We start from the raw sequence: 17,138 nt of genomic DNA, 5'->3' as shown, positions 1-17,138 counted from the left end.
AGCCTACTCCTTTACTGTGCGATTATTCGAGCACTCACCTTTCAGATGATAAAAGATTGATTCTTCTGAATAGTAGCATGTTCCATCAGCATTCTCCTAAGACTACTAGGATACAAACCTGTTAATTCCGATACTTGACTAACTCGTAAAAACTCCATTATTATTCTCACCTCATTGAATTTACCATAATGCATAGATTCGGTAGATTCAATGAGACTTGATAGATTTAATTAAATTTATCTCGTTCAACTAAGGGCGCAATTCCTTAGCCAGTTCTCTTATGAACTTCTCATGCTTTCACATGAGCGCAGACTATATGTTTATCTACTTAGAGATAGAGGATTTTTCCACCACCATAGGCTTGTGGTGTACTCTCGTCAGTTATACGAGATAGTCGTTGAACGTTCATCTTATCCATTTTGACTTAGATGATTCGAGGCGGAAGACCCATTGTTCTAGTGTTTAGGATTTAACCTTGCACGATCTGATTGATTTTTTCTGCTTTCGCGACATTCACGCTCGCTATTTCTAGCCACGTTGTAGTTCAATCAGCTTTAGGGATTGCCCGCAGTTAACCCTCACTACTAGCCAATCACTTGACTAGCAGGGCTTACTGATATGTTTAATTAACTTTCGTTATAATTGGTTAAATAAATCGTAACAGTTAATTACCCTTTCTTTTTATTATATAGAAAAAGAAAGGAAGGCAGAAGTATTTTTTAAACGATCGATTTATTAGAAACACTCGCTTCGAATTTACGTTTTGAGATTACATATTTTATAGCAATTCCTAACGAAAGGATCAATATGAAACTTAGTAAATAAAACGGTACCATGACACCTACTTTAGATACACCAGCTGTAAACAGCATTAATAATACAATTCGTATTCCTGTACCAATTAATCGAAATAAGCTGTCTACACGTCCCATTACTTCATTTGGAATTTCCTCCATCATCAATACATTTCTTGCCACTCTTGTACCCGCATTTCCAATTGCATGAAAAATTGCAAGTCCATATAACAACATTACGGAAGGTTCAATAATCATTACGGTAATTGAAATTACATATATGAACATCGTCATGACGATTGAAACTTCTGTCTTTACATATTTCATCATAATTGGAATACTTATTCCCGCAAGAACCGCTCCGACACCGTACATCATACCTTCTATTGCGTATACAGAGGCACTGGCTTTTAATAGATCTGAGATATATACCGGGATTAAATAATTTGCCATCATGACACCGATAAACGGCATATAAGTCGCCAGTAAAAACCAAAAGAACTTCGGACGCTTTTGCATAAAGTGAATCCCTTCGAACAATTGCTTCTTAAATGTTACTTTTCTTTTTACTTCCTTTTTCTTTACATACGGTATACATAAGAAAAGGAAAAATGCTCCTGCAAAAGTTAACATATCTACTAACAAGATCCATTTTAAAGAAATGATTTCAATAAGGAAGCTAGCAGCCGCTCCTGAAATAACTTGAGTTAACTGTCCTTGTATTTCCATTGTTCCACTTAAATTTTTATAATGTTCTGCTTGAAATATCTCTTGGTTAAACGCAAATATTGTAGGATAAAATAATAAATAGTAAAATGACCCTGCTATATATATTAGAATATAGTGAATAGAATGATAAGGTTGCCCAGTAAATCCCCATATAGCCATCATTCCAATAACGACTATCCCAATACCTTCATTACATAATAATAAAGATTTTCTTGAAAAACGATCAATACTCTGCCCGATAAACGGTGTTAATAAAAACATAATAAGAGTTGCGATGATGGATACATAACCAAACGTTGTCTCTCCTCCATTCTCTTTAATTAACAACCACGGAATCGTTATCATAACAATGCCGGAACCAATAGCTGATAGACTATTGGCCCCTAGAATGAAATACAAGCGTGAATCTTTATACAGAGATGGCATATCACTCAACTCCTAGTTGTTTTTTCACCTCTTTATATACGCTCATATATGCTTTTAATTCTTTAACTAGATCATGAATTAACGGTTTTGCATCTTCTCCCAGTTCACCGTCTTGTACATGAAGTCCATCAAGCACAACTTGTTTTGGGATTGCATTTGCGTACACCCCTCTAGCAACAATACGCATATTGTTTAATGCGTTAATGCCACCTTTACCGCCTCCAGCAACTGCAAGTAATGCGACAGGTTTATGAACAAATTCACTACTGCTTAAGTAATCTAACGAATTTTTCAACGCTCCACTCATTGCATTATGATATTCAGGTGTACATAGTACTACACCGTCTGCAGTTTTCACTAATGCCTTTAATTTTTTTACCGCTTCTAATTCACGTTGTGATTCTTCCCCGTTATATAAAGGCAGTTCCTCTACTGATAAATCGTATAACTCCCCTTCAAATTGATCAGCAATATATTTTGCCACCACACGAGTTCTACCGAATTTTCTTGGCGTACCGTTAATAACGACTAGTTTCATAATTATTTCTCTCCTTTGTTTTTCAGTTATACTTATATATTATCAGAAATTTCTATACAAAACACAATATAAAGAGGGAACTAGCTTGATAAAATAGTATGATAGACGAAAAAAAGAACTCATACGAAAGTAGGAGTTCTTCACAATTACTTTTCTTCCGCTTTATCGCTCAGTATGTCTATGCTTCTTTTTGCTTCAAAATGGTTATACGCTTTTTCTGCTAATTTAATACGTTCTTCTGGTAATTCTATATATTTCATAACGTTTTCTATTATTTTTTCATACGGAGTAAACACTATTCCTGGCCACTCTATCTCGTCCTCAGGATTACTATTTTCAGAGATAATAAATTTCTTATTTGCCACTGCATAAGAAACTCGAGGAGTTTCAAGAATACCCGATAAGTAAAAATGAATATTTAATATAATTTTAGACCTAGCAATCAACTCATTTCTAACAATTCCCCACGCATTATTTTTAAAAACAATATTTAAATTCGGGGCAACTACTTTTAATTGATTAAAAATAGCTTGTCGCCTTGGGTTAAGAGCACCTATAAACAGTATATCAATGTCTTCAGTTAACTCTTCATCAAATGCATCTTTTTTTATTTCTAGAGTTGGGGCATAGTTCATTTCCACATGTTTTATTTCTTTTCCTACTCCTTTTTGTTTTAACCATTCTATATTTTGTTTACTATAATCCCAAATTTCCTTATCTTTTAATAACATTAAATAAAGAGGATGCGCATAAGGACTTCCTTCATATAGCTGTTCTAAATTATAAACAATTGCATTTTTTGGTAGTAGATTCGGATTATGTGCGTACGTATGCGCTCCAAAAACAATTGTATTTTTCACATTTTCTAGTATTGTTTCTGAAATAATTGCTGTATTTCCCTCCTGCTCCAATCGCCATTTCAAAGCTCGCGCAACATCTATAAAACTACCATACGTCTTTGGGCATATAAAAAGACAATAATCATATTCTTTATTCAAATAAGCTTCCATTAGTCTTAAATTATTTTTATATAAATCCACATCCGGATATTTAATTAAAAGCTCACTTGCATGTTTTTTTGCTACTTTATACATTCCTGCATAATAAGCAGCAATGCACCTTCTTAATTCGATTTTTTGCCGATGCTCTTCTGCTACGTCCATGTCTATAAGGAGATTTGCGATACAATACGCTTTTAAATGATCACGATCATAATAATAATCTAGTAGTGGCATCAATTCTTCATACGTATTTCCATGCACGGATTCCCCTAGTTCTAGCGCCCATCGTATTAATTCCATGATTACTCCACTACTCCTTTAACCGACAATGTATTTAATAAAATTTCGCATTACTTTCTACCATATTTGCTATATGCAACGGTAGCTCTTCTTTTTTCGATTCCAAATATTTTTGTGATACTGCACCTAAATGTTTTTTATGCGGTATATAAAAAGCACTTATAGAAATCTCATAGTCAAATAAGTAATCATACACATGATAATCTACAAATAGCAGATCATTTTTCGGAAAAGGAATTTCCTTCCCTTGCAACGCATACATCAAAGCAATATTATTTTGAGATTTTAATCGATACATTCTTGCAAGTTGGTATAATGGCTCAGCCCGAGTTGGTCTATATTCCCACGCTTTTTGAAAATAAAGAATAGCTAATGCTGTATATTGCTCTTCTTGCGCCTTAGCATTTTCTTTTTCATCCACTTCTGTTACCTCATATTGTTTATTTGCTGAACGGTTTGCTAATTGTTCATAACAAAATCCTATTCGCAATAACGAATAGAACACCTCTTCAACCCATCCACCTGCTTCCACTCTTTTTTTGTACCATTTAATCGAATCTTCAAATTGACTTAAATGAAAATAAGTTTGGGCTAAGTAAAATAAATATCTTATATGCAAATCTGGCGTTGTTTCTGAATCACTCAATCCTTGTAACAACAACCGCTCATCTCTCTCAAATTTATCAGCTTTACTACCACCATCCCCAGGATCGTTAACGACAAGCGTCTCTAACCTAGCTACCCTCGTATTGTAATTCGCACCAACTTTGGAACGATCTATATCCCAATACTCATGAGTAACACCGACAGATTTCCATGGTAAAGAAGCTTTCAAAAGGCGTGTAAGCCAATACTTAATATGAATATCATATTGCATTGTAAGATAGTGGTCTTCCGTTAAACTAGTCTTATCAAACTCGGGATCAACTTCTAATATCATATCTGCATCTAATATTAATAAATAATCTGCTTCTGGATATGTTTTTTGTGCTAATGAAACTGCTAAACTTCTGTTATAGCCAAAATTTTGAAATGGTTCATGATGAACTGTTCCAGGGATTTCATTTTCTTCACACCAATTTTCAATAATTTCAGGTGTATTATCAGTTGATCCCGTATCACAAATAGAAACAAAATCTACAATTGATTTTGTAGCATTTAAACATCTTTCCATAATTCTAGACTCGTTTTTAACAATCATACAAAGACATAACTTTTTTTCTTCCCCTGCATTCTTCACTTGCTCATTTCCCATTTAACCACCTCATATTTTATTAACACGCTCTTTTCATATGTAACACCACTTCATAGCTACACTGATGACATAATCATCCTTTTACTATTTATGAAAATTTCATTTTATTTATTCTTATTTTTATGTTGGGACATCTTTCATGCTTCACTATATATTTGATACAATCAGTACAAATAAACAATGATTGATTGATATTTTTAAATTAGAGATTTCTTACACTATAAAAAAAGAAACTTGCGCCTATGCACAAGTTTCTTTTTAAAAACAACCTTATTTTTTCACAACTTCATGTCCACCGAACTGATTACGAAGAGCTGAAACTACTTTTCCGTGGAATGTATCATCTTCTTGAGAACGGTAGCGCATAAATAATGACATTGCGATTACCGGTGCTGCCGCTTGAAGTTCAAGTGCCGTTTCCACAGTCCATTTCCCTTCTCCTGAAGAGTTCATCACACCTTTAATGCCATCAAGTTTAGGATCATCTGCAAATGCCTTTTCAGTTAAGTCCATTAACCAACCGCGGATAACTGATCCGTTTGCCCATACTTTAGCAACATCTTCATAATTGAAATCAAAATCACTTTTATCTAACACTTCAAAGCCTTCAGCGATTGCTTGCATCATTCCGTATTCAATACCGTTATGAACCATTTTTAAGAAATGACCACTTCCGACGCGGCCTGCATAAGAATACCCATTCTCTACTGCTAAATCTTTAAATAAAGGTTCTAATTGATCATAAATTTCTTTTTCTCCACCAACCATTAAGCAAGCACCGTATCTAGCTCCTTCTACACCGCCTGATGTACCGATATCTACGTAATGTAAACCAAAACTTTTCGCTTCTTCAGCACGGCGTAACGTATCTTTATAGAATGAATTCCCGCCTTCAATAACGATATCGCCTTCCTCTAATAATGGATATACATCTTTTAGTACCGATTCAACAACTTCTCCCGCAGGTACCATTACCCAAATTGTACGAGGAGCTTCTAGTTCAGCAATCATTTCTTTTAATGTATGACGAGCAGTAATCCCTATTGCCCCTGCCTTTTCAACAAGCTCTTTATTAACGTCATATACAACTACTTCATGCTTGTCTTCATATAAATGTTCTGCTAATGGGAATCCCATTTTTCCTAATCCAATTAAACCTAGTTTCATATTCATCAATCTCCCATTCTATACAAATATATTTAATAACGAAATGAGTCCAAGTGCTACAACAGATAATATCGTCTCCATTGCAGTCCATGTTAATAATGTTTCTTTCACAGTCATTCCAAAATACTCTTTAATCATCCAAAATCCAGAATCATTTACATGTGATAAAATTAATGACCCTGCACCTGTTGCAAGTGCTAGTAGTTCAACATTTACACCTGATGTACTTGCTGCAATCGGTGCTACAATTCCAGCTGCTGTCATCATAGAAACTGTAGCAGATCCAGTCGCAATTCGGATAAGTGCCGCAATTCCCCAACCTAATAATATCGGTGAAATATGAGATTCTTTCGCCATTTCTGCGATTGTCGTTCCAATTCCAGAATCTAATAATACTTTATTAAACGCACCGCCTGCACCGATAACTAACAGTATGTTCGCAATAGGCCCTAAACAATCATTTGTAAATTTTAATACTTTATCTTTTGAGAAACCTTTTGCATAACCAAGACTAAAGAAAGAATATATCGTTGCAATTAATAACGCGACTATTGGATCTCCAATGAAGTGCAATACTTGTGCAAGTTGACTTGTTTTGCTTAGCCCTACTTCCGCAATCGATGCACCTAGCATAAGAAATACTGGAAGTAAAATAGTAAACAATGTATTTCCGAAACTAGGAAGTTCCTTCTTCTTATCTCTTTCAATAAATTGCTCCGCTATATCTAATGGTACTTCTTTATGTATACGAGCACCGATCCATTTCCCGTAAAGCGGACCTGAAATGATTGCAGTTGGAAGTCCGACGATTAAAGCATATAAAATTGTCTTCCCTACATCTGCTTTAAAAATACCTACTGCTGCCATCGCCGCTGGATGCGGTGGCACGAGTCCGTGTACAACAGATAGTCCTGCTACTAGTGGAATACCGATTGTAATAAGTGATACCCCTGTTTCTAACGCAATTGTAAATACTAATGGAATTAGTAGTACAAATCCAACTTGGAAAAATACTGGAATCCCTACTAAAAATGCAACGAACATCATCGCCCAGTGAACACGTTTCTTCCCAAAACGATCTATTAATGTGGTAGCAATTCGTTCAGCACCGCCAGATTCGGCCATCATTTTTCCTAGCATGGTTCCTAATGCTAAAACTATCGCTAAAAACCCTAACGTATTACCAAGCCCTAGTTTAATAGAATCGATAATCCCTGGATCTTTTGGTGAAGTTCCAATCAATGGCATTCCCATTGCAAGTCCTACACCAATTGCTGTTAAAATTAACGCGACAAACGGATGCCATTTTACTACTGTAATAAGTAAAAGTAGTATGACAACTGCCGCTAGTACGATTCCAACTACCATTTCTCCCAATCCCCCTATTGTTTACGTTGGAAAGCAGCTATACAATCAAATTCTTCTTTCAAGCGATTGTAAAGTCGTTCATACATATAAAACATTTCTAAATATATAGCCGTATTTTCTTTATTCGGTACATGATGATGAACAATATCAATCCAATCCTTTACCTCTTCAAGAGAATCAATTTTTCCTACAGCATATAAAGCAACTGCCGCTGCCCCAAGCGCAGATGCTTCATGACTTTCAGGAACAAGCAATTCTTTTCCCATCATATCGGATAACATTTGTCTCCAAAATGCAGATTTCGCAAAACCTCCTGAAACGCGTATTTCAGTAAGTGGCCCTGTACAATCCCTGATTGCGAGTGCAACAGAATATACGCTCATACAAACACCTTCCATGACTGCACGTATAAAATGTTCTCGTTTATGCTGAAGGTTTATTCCAAAGAATGTACCACGAGCATTTGCATTCCAGTACGGTGCACGCTCTCCAGATAAAAACGGTAAAAATAGCAATCCACCCGCTCCAGCTGGTACACTTTCCGCATACTTAATTAATAAATCATACGGATCAATGCCAAGTTTTTTTGCTACTTCTTGCTCTGGGCTACCAAATTCATCACGTAACCATCTCAGTAATATTCCGCCGTTATTCGTTGGTCCGCCGATCACCCAGTGCTCGTCTGTTAATGCATAACAAAACGTTCTTCCTTTTTCATCTGTATTAACACTTGATGAAATTGTTCGAACCGCACCACTTGTACCAATTGTAATTGCAGCTGAGCCAGGCGATATTGCCCCAACGCCCACATTCGCAAGAACACCATCACTTGCACCAATAACAACTGGCGTATCTTCACGAATACCCATCTTTTGTGCTAATTCCGGTTTCATACCCGACAAAATATATGTAGTTGGCACTGGTGTTGATAATTGTTCTGGTGACATATGTAACAACGTTAAAACATCTTCATCCCAGTTTAATGTTTCTAAATTAAATAACCCAGTAGCTGATGCTATTGAATAATCCACTACGTAACGTGAAAACAATTGATACATAACATACTCTTTAATGGAAATAAATTTATATGCGCTCGCATATAATTCTGGCTCTTCCTCTTTCATCCACAATAATTTAGAAAGTGGCGACATCGGATGAATTGGTGTACCCGTTCGTCTATAAATTTCATGACCATTCATATGTTGTAATAATTTTTCTGACTGTTTCGTACTTCGATTATCTGCCCAAATGATAGAACGCGTTAATGGTGCACCGTTTTTATCTACTGCAATTAATGCGTGCATTGCTGTACTAATACCGATTGAAGAAATATCCTCTGGTAACACGTTACCCTTTCGGATGGCAACGCTTACAGTTTTATATACAGCAGCACATATTACATCAGGATCTTGCTCAGCCCATCCGACGTTCGGTTGAATAATTGGATAATCAACTGCATGTGATGCAACGACTTTTCCTTTTTCTGTAAATACAACCGTTTTTGTACTTGTGGTACCGATATCAATCCCGATTACTCTCCCCCTTGTTTCCATGCGGATCTTCCCTTCGTTTCTAGCAAAATACGATCTAGTAAACCGTTTACATGAATTAGTATATAAAATATTTTTTCATTAATCAAGTTTTAAAAAGAAAATTTTTTTCATAACAAAAAATATATCCCCATCATTCCATTTCACTTACATACTAAATTTAGATTTTCCCCGCGGTAAAGTTGCGTTATATTCGTTACGTTTCGCAACACACTCTCTTTTTCTTTCATTAACAACACATACATAGTCCTTCCTTACGTTCTACTCATTTGTATGAAAAAGGAGTTGTACAGCAACTACCTCCGCAATGGAAATTTTGTGCACTTTGCTCGTTTTTATTGTATTAAGTTCACTCGTCCTTTTATCTTAATAGTCTTAGAGTGCGGATCCTACTATCACTTTATTAACTTGTAAATATATGTTCCATACTATAAAATCTAATAGTATTTTTATTTTTCAGAAAAATAAAACAATATTTTAGACTTTATTGTATAATGTTGTAAAAAGATGTCGGAGGGATTTAATGTTACATAAAATATCTCAATTCACAATTAAGCTTTCATCAATTCTTTTATCACTGTTACTATTATTAAATTTACCTTATTTATTTATCACTCAACAAGGATTCACCTTTCAACCAATTTATTTTTTTAACCAGATCGTTACTATGTTAAAACAGGTTTTCTCACCTGAATCATTGTTGGTTATAGGATCAGACCCAAAGTTTGGTCATTTAAAAACAACACCATTATTTCCAACTGTTTTAGAACCTTACCTATATTCGTTTATTGTATTATTTGTGGCCTTTTTGCTTGCGCTCTTTATCTCATCTAGCATGGCATTTTTTTATTTTTTAGCAAAAGATTATATAAAAAAATGGATAAACCGAATTGTGTTCATATTAGAAGCTGTCCCTGATATGATGATGATGATTTGTTTGCAAATATTTTTCATTTGGGTACTTAAGAAATTTGGGGAAGCTCCTTTCACCATTATTTCTTTTAATGAAAATCGCGCTTATTTACTCCCTATTTTATCTTTAGCGGTCTTACCTACATTACAAATGTTTCGGATGATGGTGTTATACATACAAGAAGAACATGGAAAACATTACGTAGAGGTTGCATATGGAAAAGGTCTTTCATCAAGTTATATACTACGCATTCATTTATTCAAAAATATATCTATCCACTTCTTCTACCATTTAAAAACGATTTTTGTTTTCTTACTTTCTAACTTATTCATTTTAGAATTTGTTTTTAATATGCAAGGTATTATTCAATTTTTATTTAAGAAGGCGTTTATTTCACCTCCCGCTGCATTTATTATACTTGTCATGATTATTTTACCGTTTTATGCCATTTTTCAAATAATCTCTCTCATGATGAATAGATGGCAAAAACAATTGAAAGGAGTAGCTTTATGAAATCTATTTGGAAATCAAAACGCTTTTTAATCGGCTTTACTTATTTATTCATACTTGTTTCAGCTAGTTTTATTTATAGTTGGTTCTTTAAAGATAACATCCCAAAACCTCCTCAGTTACTTTACAATGACAATAACGAATTACTTGGAAAGGCCCCCTTTCCACCATCGTTAATACCGCCTTTTGGATCTGATCGTTTTGGAGAGTCTGTTTTCTTACAAATTATAGAAGGAGCAAAATTTACCATTTTATTAGCCGTGGCAATTAGCTTCTTTCGAATTTTATTCGGAACATGTATAGGAATCCTCTTAAGTTTATATGCTCCAAAATTCAAGAGATTTTTCCAGTCATGCTCAGAAGTTTTTTATTACATTCCTACTTTATTTATCGCATTTATACTCATCACGCCCGTTAATATTGTAATCGTATCAAATGCTGATAGATTAGATCCAAATATTTCATTTGCTTTTTATCAAGTACTCGTACTTATTTTCGTCGCTCTGCCTACACTTTCTTTATATATATCCTCAGAGGTTGAGGAATTTATGAAACAAGATTACATTTTAAGTTCCCAATTGCTAGGGGCTAGCCGTTTTCATATTATCAAAAAACACTTACGAGTCTTATTACTTGATCGCTTATTTGTGTTATTCATGGAACATATCGTCCAAGCACTCATACTCGTTATCCATTTAGCGTTGCTTGATATTGTAATTGGCGGGATACAAATGCGTGAACTCTATGACGGAGTACTCAAACCTGTTTCTCTATCTAATGATTGGGCAGGCCTTATTGGATTAAATCGTTATGAAATGAATATTTCATGGTGGATTATTTTGTATACTCTCGTTTCATTCTTTATTACGATTCTATTTATAAAGCTTATGACAATCGGGATTCAAGATGCACTGAAAGCAAGAGATTCGCTAGTTGTAGCAATTCAAACCGTTCCAAATCATAAAAAATTTGTTAAAAGTAAAGATTCTTTTTCGTTTGTAGATAAAGTGAACCTTTAATCCTTTCTCGTTAGTCGACATTGATAGTAGTGGAATGCAAAGAAGATGATTCCTGTTGAATGCAGGGATCATCTTCTTTCTGCCGTCTAACTTTTTTACATGTCTTTAGCTAGACTCATGCTTTTTATATTTAAAATGAATTATTTGCAATCACAATTATGCTGTTTAAAATCGATTACCATACGTCCTTGAATTCTACCTTGTTCCATTCCTTCGAATACATTTTGTACTTTATCTAGAGAACAAGTTTGAACAACCGGCACTACTTTTCCTTCTGCACCGAACATGAATGCCTCTTCTAAGTCTTTACGAGTACCGACTAGAGAACCAACTACTTCAATTCCATCTAGTACAAGTCGCGGAATGTTTAAATCCATCGTTTCTACTGGTAAACCTACTGCAACGACTTTACCACAAGCACGTACTGCATCAACTGCTGAATTGAACGCTACTTTAGAAACGGCTGTTACTACAGCAGCATAAGCACCACCAAACTCATCTTGAACAATCTTATCAGCAGGACCTTGAGAAATTGGATTGATAGTCATATCCGCACCAACCTCTTTTGCTAATGCTAATTTATCGTCATTAATATCTACTGCAATTACCTTTGCACCAAATACGTTTTTAGCATATTGGATAGCTAGGTTACCTAATCCACCACACCCATAGATGACGATAGGTTGACCAGGTTTAATGTCTGATACTTTTATTGCTTTATATGTAGTTACGCCCGCACATGTGATTGATGATGCTTGAGCAGGATCTAATCCTTCTGGTACTTTCACAGCATAATCAGCTGTAACAATACATTGTTCTGCCATACCACCATCTACTGAATAACCAGCATTCTTAACTTCACGGCAAAATGTTTCTCTACCAGTTATGCAATATTCACAACGTCCACAAGATTGGAACATCCATGCAATACTTACACGGTCACCTATTTTTAGTGAAGTTACATCATCAGCAATTTTCGTAACAATACCTACACCCTCATGACCAAGAATACGGCCATCTGTGTTTCCAAAATCATGATTTGCAACGTGTAAATCAGTATGACAAACTCCACAATACTCTACATCTACTAGCGCTTCACCTGAGTGTAACGGACGTAATTCCTTTTCAATAACTTCAATGTTTGCTTTACTATTTTTATTAACTACTACTGCTTTCATATGTGATCTCCCCTTTAGTGTTTTAGAATTTTAATGAGTTCATCTCACAACTTCTACCTGCACTGTTTCGGCCAATTATTGCACCAAATTTAAATGTTCAATCATCATTACACGTTCATCATAACATGTAATTTTAAAAGCTTATTGTTAAATATTGAACAATATTTGAATTATTAACCAAATGTTTATTTGAAGGGAAAACCGAAATTGCATCTATGTATAGTTTATTAGAACTCTACGCGGGAGTAAAAAACTCAATTAATAAAGATTTTTTAAAACAGGAAATTATAATCATCAAATTTTCACAAAAGACTATTTGCCAATATAAAAAGCCCTTCAATTGAAGGACTTTTTATATTCGTTTCATCGAAATTGTTTCGCGTATACTTTGTAAATTTTGCAATGTCTCTTCTTGGCGTTGTAACGATAACCCAACGTATAAAGTATCTAACAAACTTAACTGTGCTAATCTTGATGAACTTGCTTCTGTACGGAATTCCGTCTCACGTGTTGAAGTATATAATGTAATATTAGCAAGTTGACTTAATGCTGATTTCTGATAGCTCGTAATTGCAATAATGCGAGCTCCTCTTGCTTTTGCTACTTCTAACGCTTCCAGTAACCCTTTATTGCTACCAGAATGAGAAATTGCAATTACCACTGCTTCTTTAGTAAGTAAACCCGCACCCATAATTTGAAAATGTGAATCTGTATGAGCAATACAAGAAATACCCGTTCTCATAAATTTATGATATGCATCCATCGCTATAATACCAGAACCACCATTTCCATAAAACTCAATACGACTTGCATCTTGCAATACCTTTACGGCTTGCTCTAGCGCTGTATCATTTAACAAATGCAATGTATCTTGCAGTCCTGTAATATGCGAATGAAAAACTTTTTTAGCAACAGTTACCATACTATCTTCTGCCGATACTTCTTCATGAATATTTTGCATAGGAGTATGTACAATTTCACGAGCTAATGTAATCTTTAAATCTTGAAACCCTTGAAAACCGAGGTGCTTACATAAGCGGAATATCGTAGCTTCAGAACTATTCGTAACTTCAGCTAATTCTGTAATAGATTTATGTACAACATCTTGTGGATGTTTCAATATATGTTCGGCAATACTTCGCAATTTCGGTGATAAACCATTTAACGAAGCCTGAATCTTTCCAATCCCACTTCTTGTACCTGGCATAGCATATCTTCCCCTTCCATCGTAGTTTTATTGTACCTAATTATAGAAAGAAGAAAAACCTTTATTTAGCACTACTATAAATTGAAACTTTAATCAGTGAGAGTATTGTACATCTCCCACTAATTATAAGCCCGCAAATAGCGGGATAAATTTTAAATACTCCTATGTATTCTGTCGTAACATGGGACATAATTATTCATACTTATTATTTCCCCCGTGCTTCACCGCATATAATGCAGCTTGCGTACGATCATCTACTTCCAATTTAGCTAAAACATTTGAAACATGTGTTTTCACAGTCTGTTCTGTAATATGAAGCTCTGCTGCAATTTCTTTATTACTTCGCCCTTTCGCAATTTCACGAAGTACTTCTTGCTCTCTTTTTGTTAACATGGAAAAAGGGTTCTCTTTTTCTTTCTTAACTGCTGATCGTCCGAATAGTGCTGGTGTTACTTTCGGATGAAAATTCGCATTTCCTTCATGTACTGCAATGATAGAAGCAACAAGTTGCTCTGGTTGTACTTCTTTTAATTGATAACCATCTGCTCCAGCTTCCAGTGCTGGTAAAACATAATCTTGCTCTGAAAAACTGCTTAATATAAGTATCTTTATTGTTTTATCATATTGCTTTATCCGTTTTGTTGCTTCTATACCATCCATCTTCGGCATTGATAGATCCATTAATACTACATCTGGTCTTTCCGTTTGAATGAATGTTAATGCCTCTTCACCATTTTCTGCTTCCCCAACTATTTCAAATTCTTCTCTCGTTTTTAAAAAGAACACAAGTCCTCTTCGAACGATATGATGATCCTCAACTAGTAGTAATTTAATCTTCAATCTTCTTCTCCCCTTTAAACCGGCAATTGAATTTCAATTTTTGTACCCTTTTTCAGCTCAGTTTTTATTTGAAATGATCCCCTCATTAACTGAATACGTTCCTTCATACTTTTTAAACCGAGCGCTGACTCTCTTACGTGATCTTGTATAAATCCTATTCCGTTATCCTCTATGTAAAAATACAACTGGTTATTTTCTATTTTTAAAAGAACATTTACCTTTTCACATGAAGCATGTTTTTTACAATTATGTATTGCTTCTTGACTAATACGCCATAAAACTTCTTCAATTTCATCTCCAATTGAAACCATACCATCAATTCGAACTTCCACGTGGGTCCCTAACAACTTTCCGTAATTTTTAATTGCTTCTGCTAAACCTTTCTCTAATCCTTCCGGTCTTAATTGCCAAATTAAAAGTGTCATTTCTTGTAATGCTTCCTGTGATAATTCTCCAATATAGCTCAACATCTCTTGCAAGTCTCTATCTTGCGTCATATTTAAAGTACCTTTTGCTGTTAGCATTATAGAAAATAACAATTGTTTTACTGAATCATGTAAATCACGTGCAAGTCGATTTCTTTCAGCTACCACTACGTATTTACGTTCTTTCTCTACTAACTGAATACGTTGTATTGTCGTTCCTATTTGAAATGCAATCGATTCTAATAATGCCAATTCTTCCTCTGAAAAGTGTGTTTTTTGAGGTGAGGCTACATTTAATAGACCAAACTTCTCCGATCCAGACCTAAGTGGAATCGTCGCATGATGCGTAACATCTTCTGTCTCTCCCCAATTACACTCAATCGCATCCTCTATTCGCTTACATTCAATAATATTTGTCGCTTTTTCCAATCTGCCATTCACAAAACGCTCTACACACCAGCAGTCCCCTTCACACATCGGCTTCTTCTCTTTCCATGTAAGAGCCGGTGGTAAGTTTTCATCTACAAGCATACGGTGCTTTCCACTTTCATCGATAAAGAATATCCACCCTGTTTGTAAATTCATAACTTGTAACAATGTATGTAACACTTTTTCTAACATGACTTGTAAGTCTGTTGCTTCATTTAATAATTCTGCAATTGCTTTTAATGCTTCTAAACGATGCATCTCTTTTTCTTCAAAGTTCATTTTCATCACCATCTATCATTATAACATTAAGAAATTTCTAAATTCTACAAATAAGAAAGAACTGAATTCCTTCAGTTCTTTCTTTAAATTAATCATTTTATTATTTTTCTATCCAATGTTGGAAGCTAGATTTTTGTTAACAAACTATTCTATTTTAGCTGTCCGATAAAGATTGTCCACCATGGTTATGCTGTAAACTTTCAGTAGTAACGACCATATTTGCTGCTGGCATTTGCACTTGATTCTTATGGAACATAGACATTAATTCAAACCTTACTTGTCTAGAAGTTTCAAAATAATCTTCTGGCTTTATTAAACCTGTAATACAAAATTCATATCCAACATATTTAAGGTTCGGGTTTAAATCTGTGACACCAACATATTTAAACGGCTCAACAGCTTCATCCTCTACTTTATAAAGACTCGAAGCCAATCTTTCATTACAATTAACACAAACTTCTTCTAACAATTCCTTAACTCTTGTAGGATCTTCCTGATAACTTACCGTAATCCGTTCAATTACGCGCATCCATCCTTTATTAAAATTTTGTATCGTCCTAATCTCTCCGTGTGGTATCGTAAGAAGTTTTCCTGACCATTCACGAATTTGCATAAAACGAATACTAATTTCCTCAATTGTTCCTGAATTTGTTCCGTTAAAAGTAACAAAATCGCCAACACGAAACTCTTTGTCCGCTAATCTCGCAAAGCCTAATATAACATCTTTTAACATCTGTTGTGCAGCAAAACCAATAACGACTCCCGCTATCCCTGCACCTGCAATGATACTTTTTATATCTACAAATTGGCTAATTAAATATATGATTAGACTGATGATAATGATATATCTAAAAATAGATCGAATCACACTTTGAATCGTTTGCTCTACCTCTTCATCAAAAAAGCTTGATTTCCTAAAAAACCAATCAATAATACGGTTGATTACAAAAGAGATAATGATTAAAACTAATGCAAATAGTAAAAATCTTAAAAGTAAAAACTCACGTACATAATTAAAAAATTCTTCAGTATACGTTAATAAACTCATCCATCCACACCCTTAACTAATGAAAATTTCATGAAAAACTAATTTATTGTCATACCTTTTGATTTCCTTAAAACTTGTTACACTTTCTTCTATAAATATACCCTTTTTCATTATCTAAAGGGAGATTACATTAGAATTTTTTTATAACCGACTTTATTTTAT

General features: G+C 34.6%; 14 protein-coding genes. 2 read left to right on the top strand and 12 right to left on the bottom strand.

Annotation, left to right across the window (positions count from 1 at the left end; translation table 11 throughout):
- Positions 1 to 719: 719 nt before the first annotated feature.
- From ACU8YW_RS10975 to gntK, 7 genes are all read right to left on the bottom strand, one after another.
- The gene (locus tag ACU8YW_RS10975) at positions 720 to 1,949 is read right to left on the bottom strand and encodes an MFS transporter (protein WP_097908308.1); all 1,230 of its coding nucleotides are present in this window, start codon (positions 1,947 to 1,949) and stop codon (positions 720 to 722) included.
- A gap of 1 nt (position 1,950) precedes the next feature.
- Positions 1,951 to 2,487, bottom strand: a complete 537-nt coding sequence (locus ACU8YW_RS10970; RefSeq protein WP_046955699.1) for an NADPH-dependent FMN reductase — start codon at positions 2,485 to 2,487, stop codon at positions 1,951 to 1,953.
- Positions 2,488 to 2,633: 146 nt separating this feature from the next.
- On the bottom strand, positions 2,634 to 3,788 hold the full coding sequence (locus ACU8YW_RS10965; protein ID WP_088063266.1) for a CgeB family protein: 1,155 nt from the start codon (positions 3,786 to 3,788) through the stop codon (positions 2,634 to 2,636).
- A gap of 34 nt (positions 3,789 to 3,822) precedes the next feature.
- The gene (locus ACU8YW_RS10960; RefSeq protein WP_060488647.1) at positions 3,823 to 5,043 is read right to left on the bottom strand and encodes a tetratricopeptide repeat-containing glycosyltransferase; all 1,221 of its coding nucleotides are present in this window, start codon (positions 5,041 to 5,043) and stop codon (positions 3,823 to 3,825) included.
- 270 nt (positions 5,044 to 5,313) lie between these two features.
- Positions 5,314 to 6,210, bottom strand: a complete 897-nt coding sequence (gene gnd, locus ACU8YW_RS10955) for a phosphogluconate dehydrogenase (NAD(+)-dependent, decarboxylating) (protein ID WP_060488646.1) — start codon at positions 6,208 to 6,210, stop codon at positions 5,314 to 5,316.
- An 18-nt stretch (positions 6,211 to 6,228) separates the two neighbouring features.
- A complete protein-coding gene (locus ACU8YW_RS10950; RefSeq protein ID WP_142291725.1) occupies positions 6,229 to 7,578 on the bottom strand; it encodes a GntP family permease in 1,350 nt (449 codons plus the stop codon).
- Between the two features lie 14 nt (positions 7,579 to 7,592).
- Positions 7,593 to 9,131 carry a gluconokinase gene (gene gntK / locus ACU8YW_RS10945; RefSeq protein ID WP_088063264.1) on the bottom strand — a complete coding sequence of 513 codons (1,539 nt, stop codon included), beginning with the start codon at positions 9,129 to 9,131 and terminating at the stop codon, positions 7,593 to 7,595.
- 520 nt (positions 9,132 to 9,651) lie between these two features.
- On the opposite strand from gntK, the gene ACU8YW_RS10940 reads away from it, so the two are divergent.
- Positions 9,652 to 10,554: an ABC transporter permease subunit gene (locus tag ACU8YW_RS10940; protein ID WP_064470577.1), complete on the top strand. Its 903-nt coding sequence runs from the start codon at positions 9,652 to 9,654 to the stop codon at positions 10,552 to 10,554.
- Positions 10,551 to 11,570: an ABC transporter permease gene (locus tag ACU8YW_RS10935; RefSeq protein ID WP_142310507.1), complete on the top strand. Its 1,020-nt coding sequence runs from the start codon at positions 10,551 to 10,553 to the stop codon at positions 11,568 to 11,570. Before ACU8YW_RS10940 ends, ACU8YW_RS10935 begins: the two co-directional genes overlap by 4 nt.
- 140 nt (positions 11,571 to 11,710) lie before the next feature.
- Here ACU8YW_RS10935 and adhP read toward each other — a convergent pair whose 3' ends face one another.
- From adhP to ACU8YW_RS10910, 5 genes are all read right to left on the bottom strand, one after another.
- A complete protein-coding gene (gene adhP, locus ACU8YW_RS10930; protein ID WP_426933698.1) occupies positions 11,711 to 12,748 on the bottom strand; it encodes an alcohol dehydrogenase AdhP in 1,038 nt (345 codons plus the stop codon).
- Positions 12,749 to 13,100: 352 nt separating this feature from the next.
- Positions 13,101 to 13,955 carry a MurR/RpiR family transcriptional regulator gene (locus ACU8YW_RS10925; RefSeq protein ID WP_088063262.1) on the bottom strand — a complete coding sequence of 285 codons (855 nt, stop codon included), beginning with the start codon at positions 13,953 to 13,955 and terminating at the stop codon, positions 13,101 to 13,103.
- Positions 13,956 to 14,147: 192 nt separating this feature from the next.
- Positions 14,148 to 14,795 (bottom strand): response regulator, encoded by a 648-nt coding sequence (locus tag ACU8YW_RS10920; protein ID WP_048541220.1) that lies wholly within the window; start codon positions 14,793 to 14,795, stop codon positions 14,148 to 14,150.
- A 14-nt stretch (positions 14,796 to 14,809) separates the two neighbouring features.
- Positions 14,810 to 15,928 (bottom strand): GAF domain-containing sensor histidine kinase, encoded by a 1,119-nt coding sequence (locus ACU8YW_RS10915; RefSeq protein WP_088063261.1) that lies wholly within the window; start codon positions 15,926 to 15,928, stop codon positions 14,810 to 14,812.
- A 154-nt stretch (positions 15,929 to 16,082) separates the two neighbouring features.
- Positions 16,083 to 16,976, bottom strand: a complete 894-nt coding sequence (locus ACU8YW_RS10910) for a mechanosensitive ion channel family protein (protein ID WP_088063260.1) — start codon at positions 16,974 to 16,976, stop codon at positions 16,083 to 16,085.
- Positions 16,977 to 17,138: the final 162 nt, after the last annotated feature.

Source organism: Bacillus pretiosus (assembly GCF_052947655.1).
This window is presented reverse-complemented; position numbering and strand designations above follow the sequence as displayed.

Coding starts and splice junctions, on each gene's coding strand:
- ACU8YW_RS10925 (WP_088063262.1), bottom strand. CDS start 13,955: ATGCCAGGTACAAGAAGTGGGATTGGAAAGATTCAGGCTTCGTTAAAT.
- ACU8YW_RS10935 (WP_142310507.1), top strand. CDS start 10,551: ATGAAATCTATTTGGAAATCAAAACGCTTTTTAATCGGCTTTACTTAT.
- ACU8YW_RS10970 (WP_046955699.1), bottom strand. CDS start 2,487: ATGAAACTAGTCGTTATTAACGGTACGCCAAGAAAATTCGGTAGAACT.
- ACU8YW_RS10960 (WP_060488647.1), bottom strand. CDS start 5,043: ATGGGAAATGAGCAAGTGAAGAATGCAGGGGAAGAAAAAAAGTTATGT.
- gntK (WP_088063264.1), bottom strand. CDS start 9,131: ATGGAAACAAGGGGGAGAGTAATCGGGATTGATATCGGTACCACAAGT.
- ACU8YW_RS10915 (WP_088063261.1), bottom strand. CDS start 15,928: ATGAACTTTGAAGAAAAAGAGATGCATCGTTTAGAAGCATTAAAAGCA.
- ACU8YW_RS10975 (WP_097908308.1), bottom strand. CDS start 1,949: ATGCCATCTCTGTATAAAGATTCACGCTTGTATTTCATTCTAGGGGCC.
- adhP (WP_426933698.1), bottom strand. CDS start 12,748: ATGAAAGCAGTAGTAGTTAATAAAAATAGTAAAGCAAACATTGAAGTT.
- ACU8YW_RS10910 (WP_088063260.1), bottom strand. CDS start 16,976: ATGAGTTTATTAACGTATACTGAAGAATTTTTTAATTATGTACGTGAG.
- gnd (WP_060488646.1), bottom strand. CDS start 6,210: ATGAAACTAGGTTTAATTGGATTAGGAAAAATGGGATTCCCATTAGCA.
- ACU8YW_RS10950 (WP_142291725.1), bottom strand. CDS start 7,578: ATGGTAGTTGGAATCGTACTAGCGGCAGTTGTCATACTACTTTTACTT.
- ACU8YW_RS10965 (WP_088063266.1), bottom strand. CDS start 3,788: ATGGAATTAATACGATGGGCGCTAGAACTAGGGGAATCCGTGCATGGA.
- ACU8YW_RS10940 (WP_064470577.1), top strand. CDS start 9,652: ATGTTACATAAAATATCTCAATTCACAATTAAGCTTTCATCAATTCTT.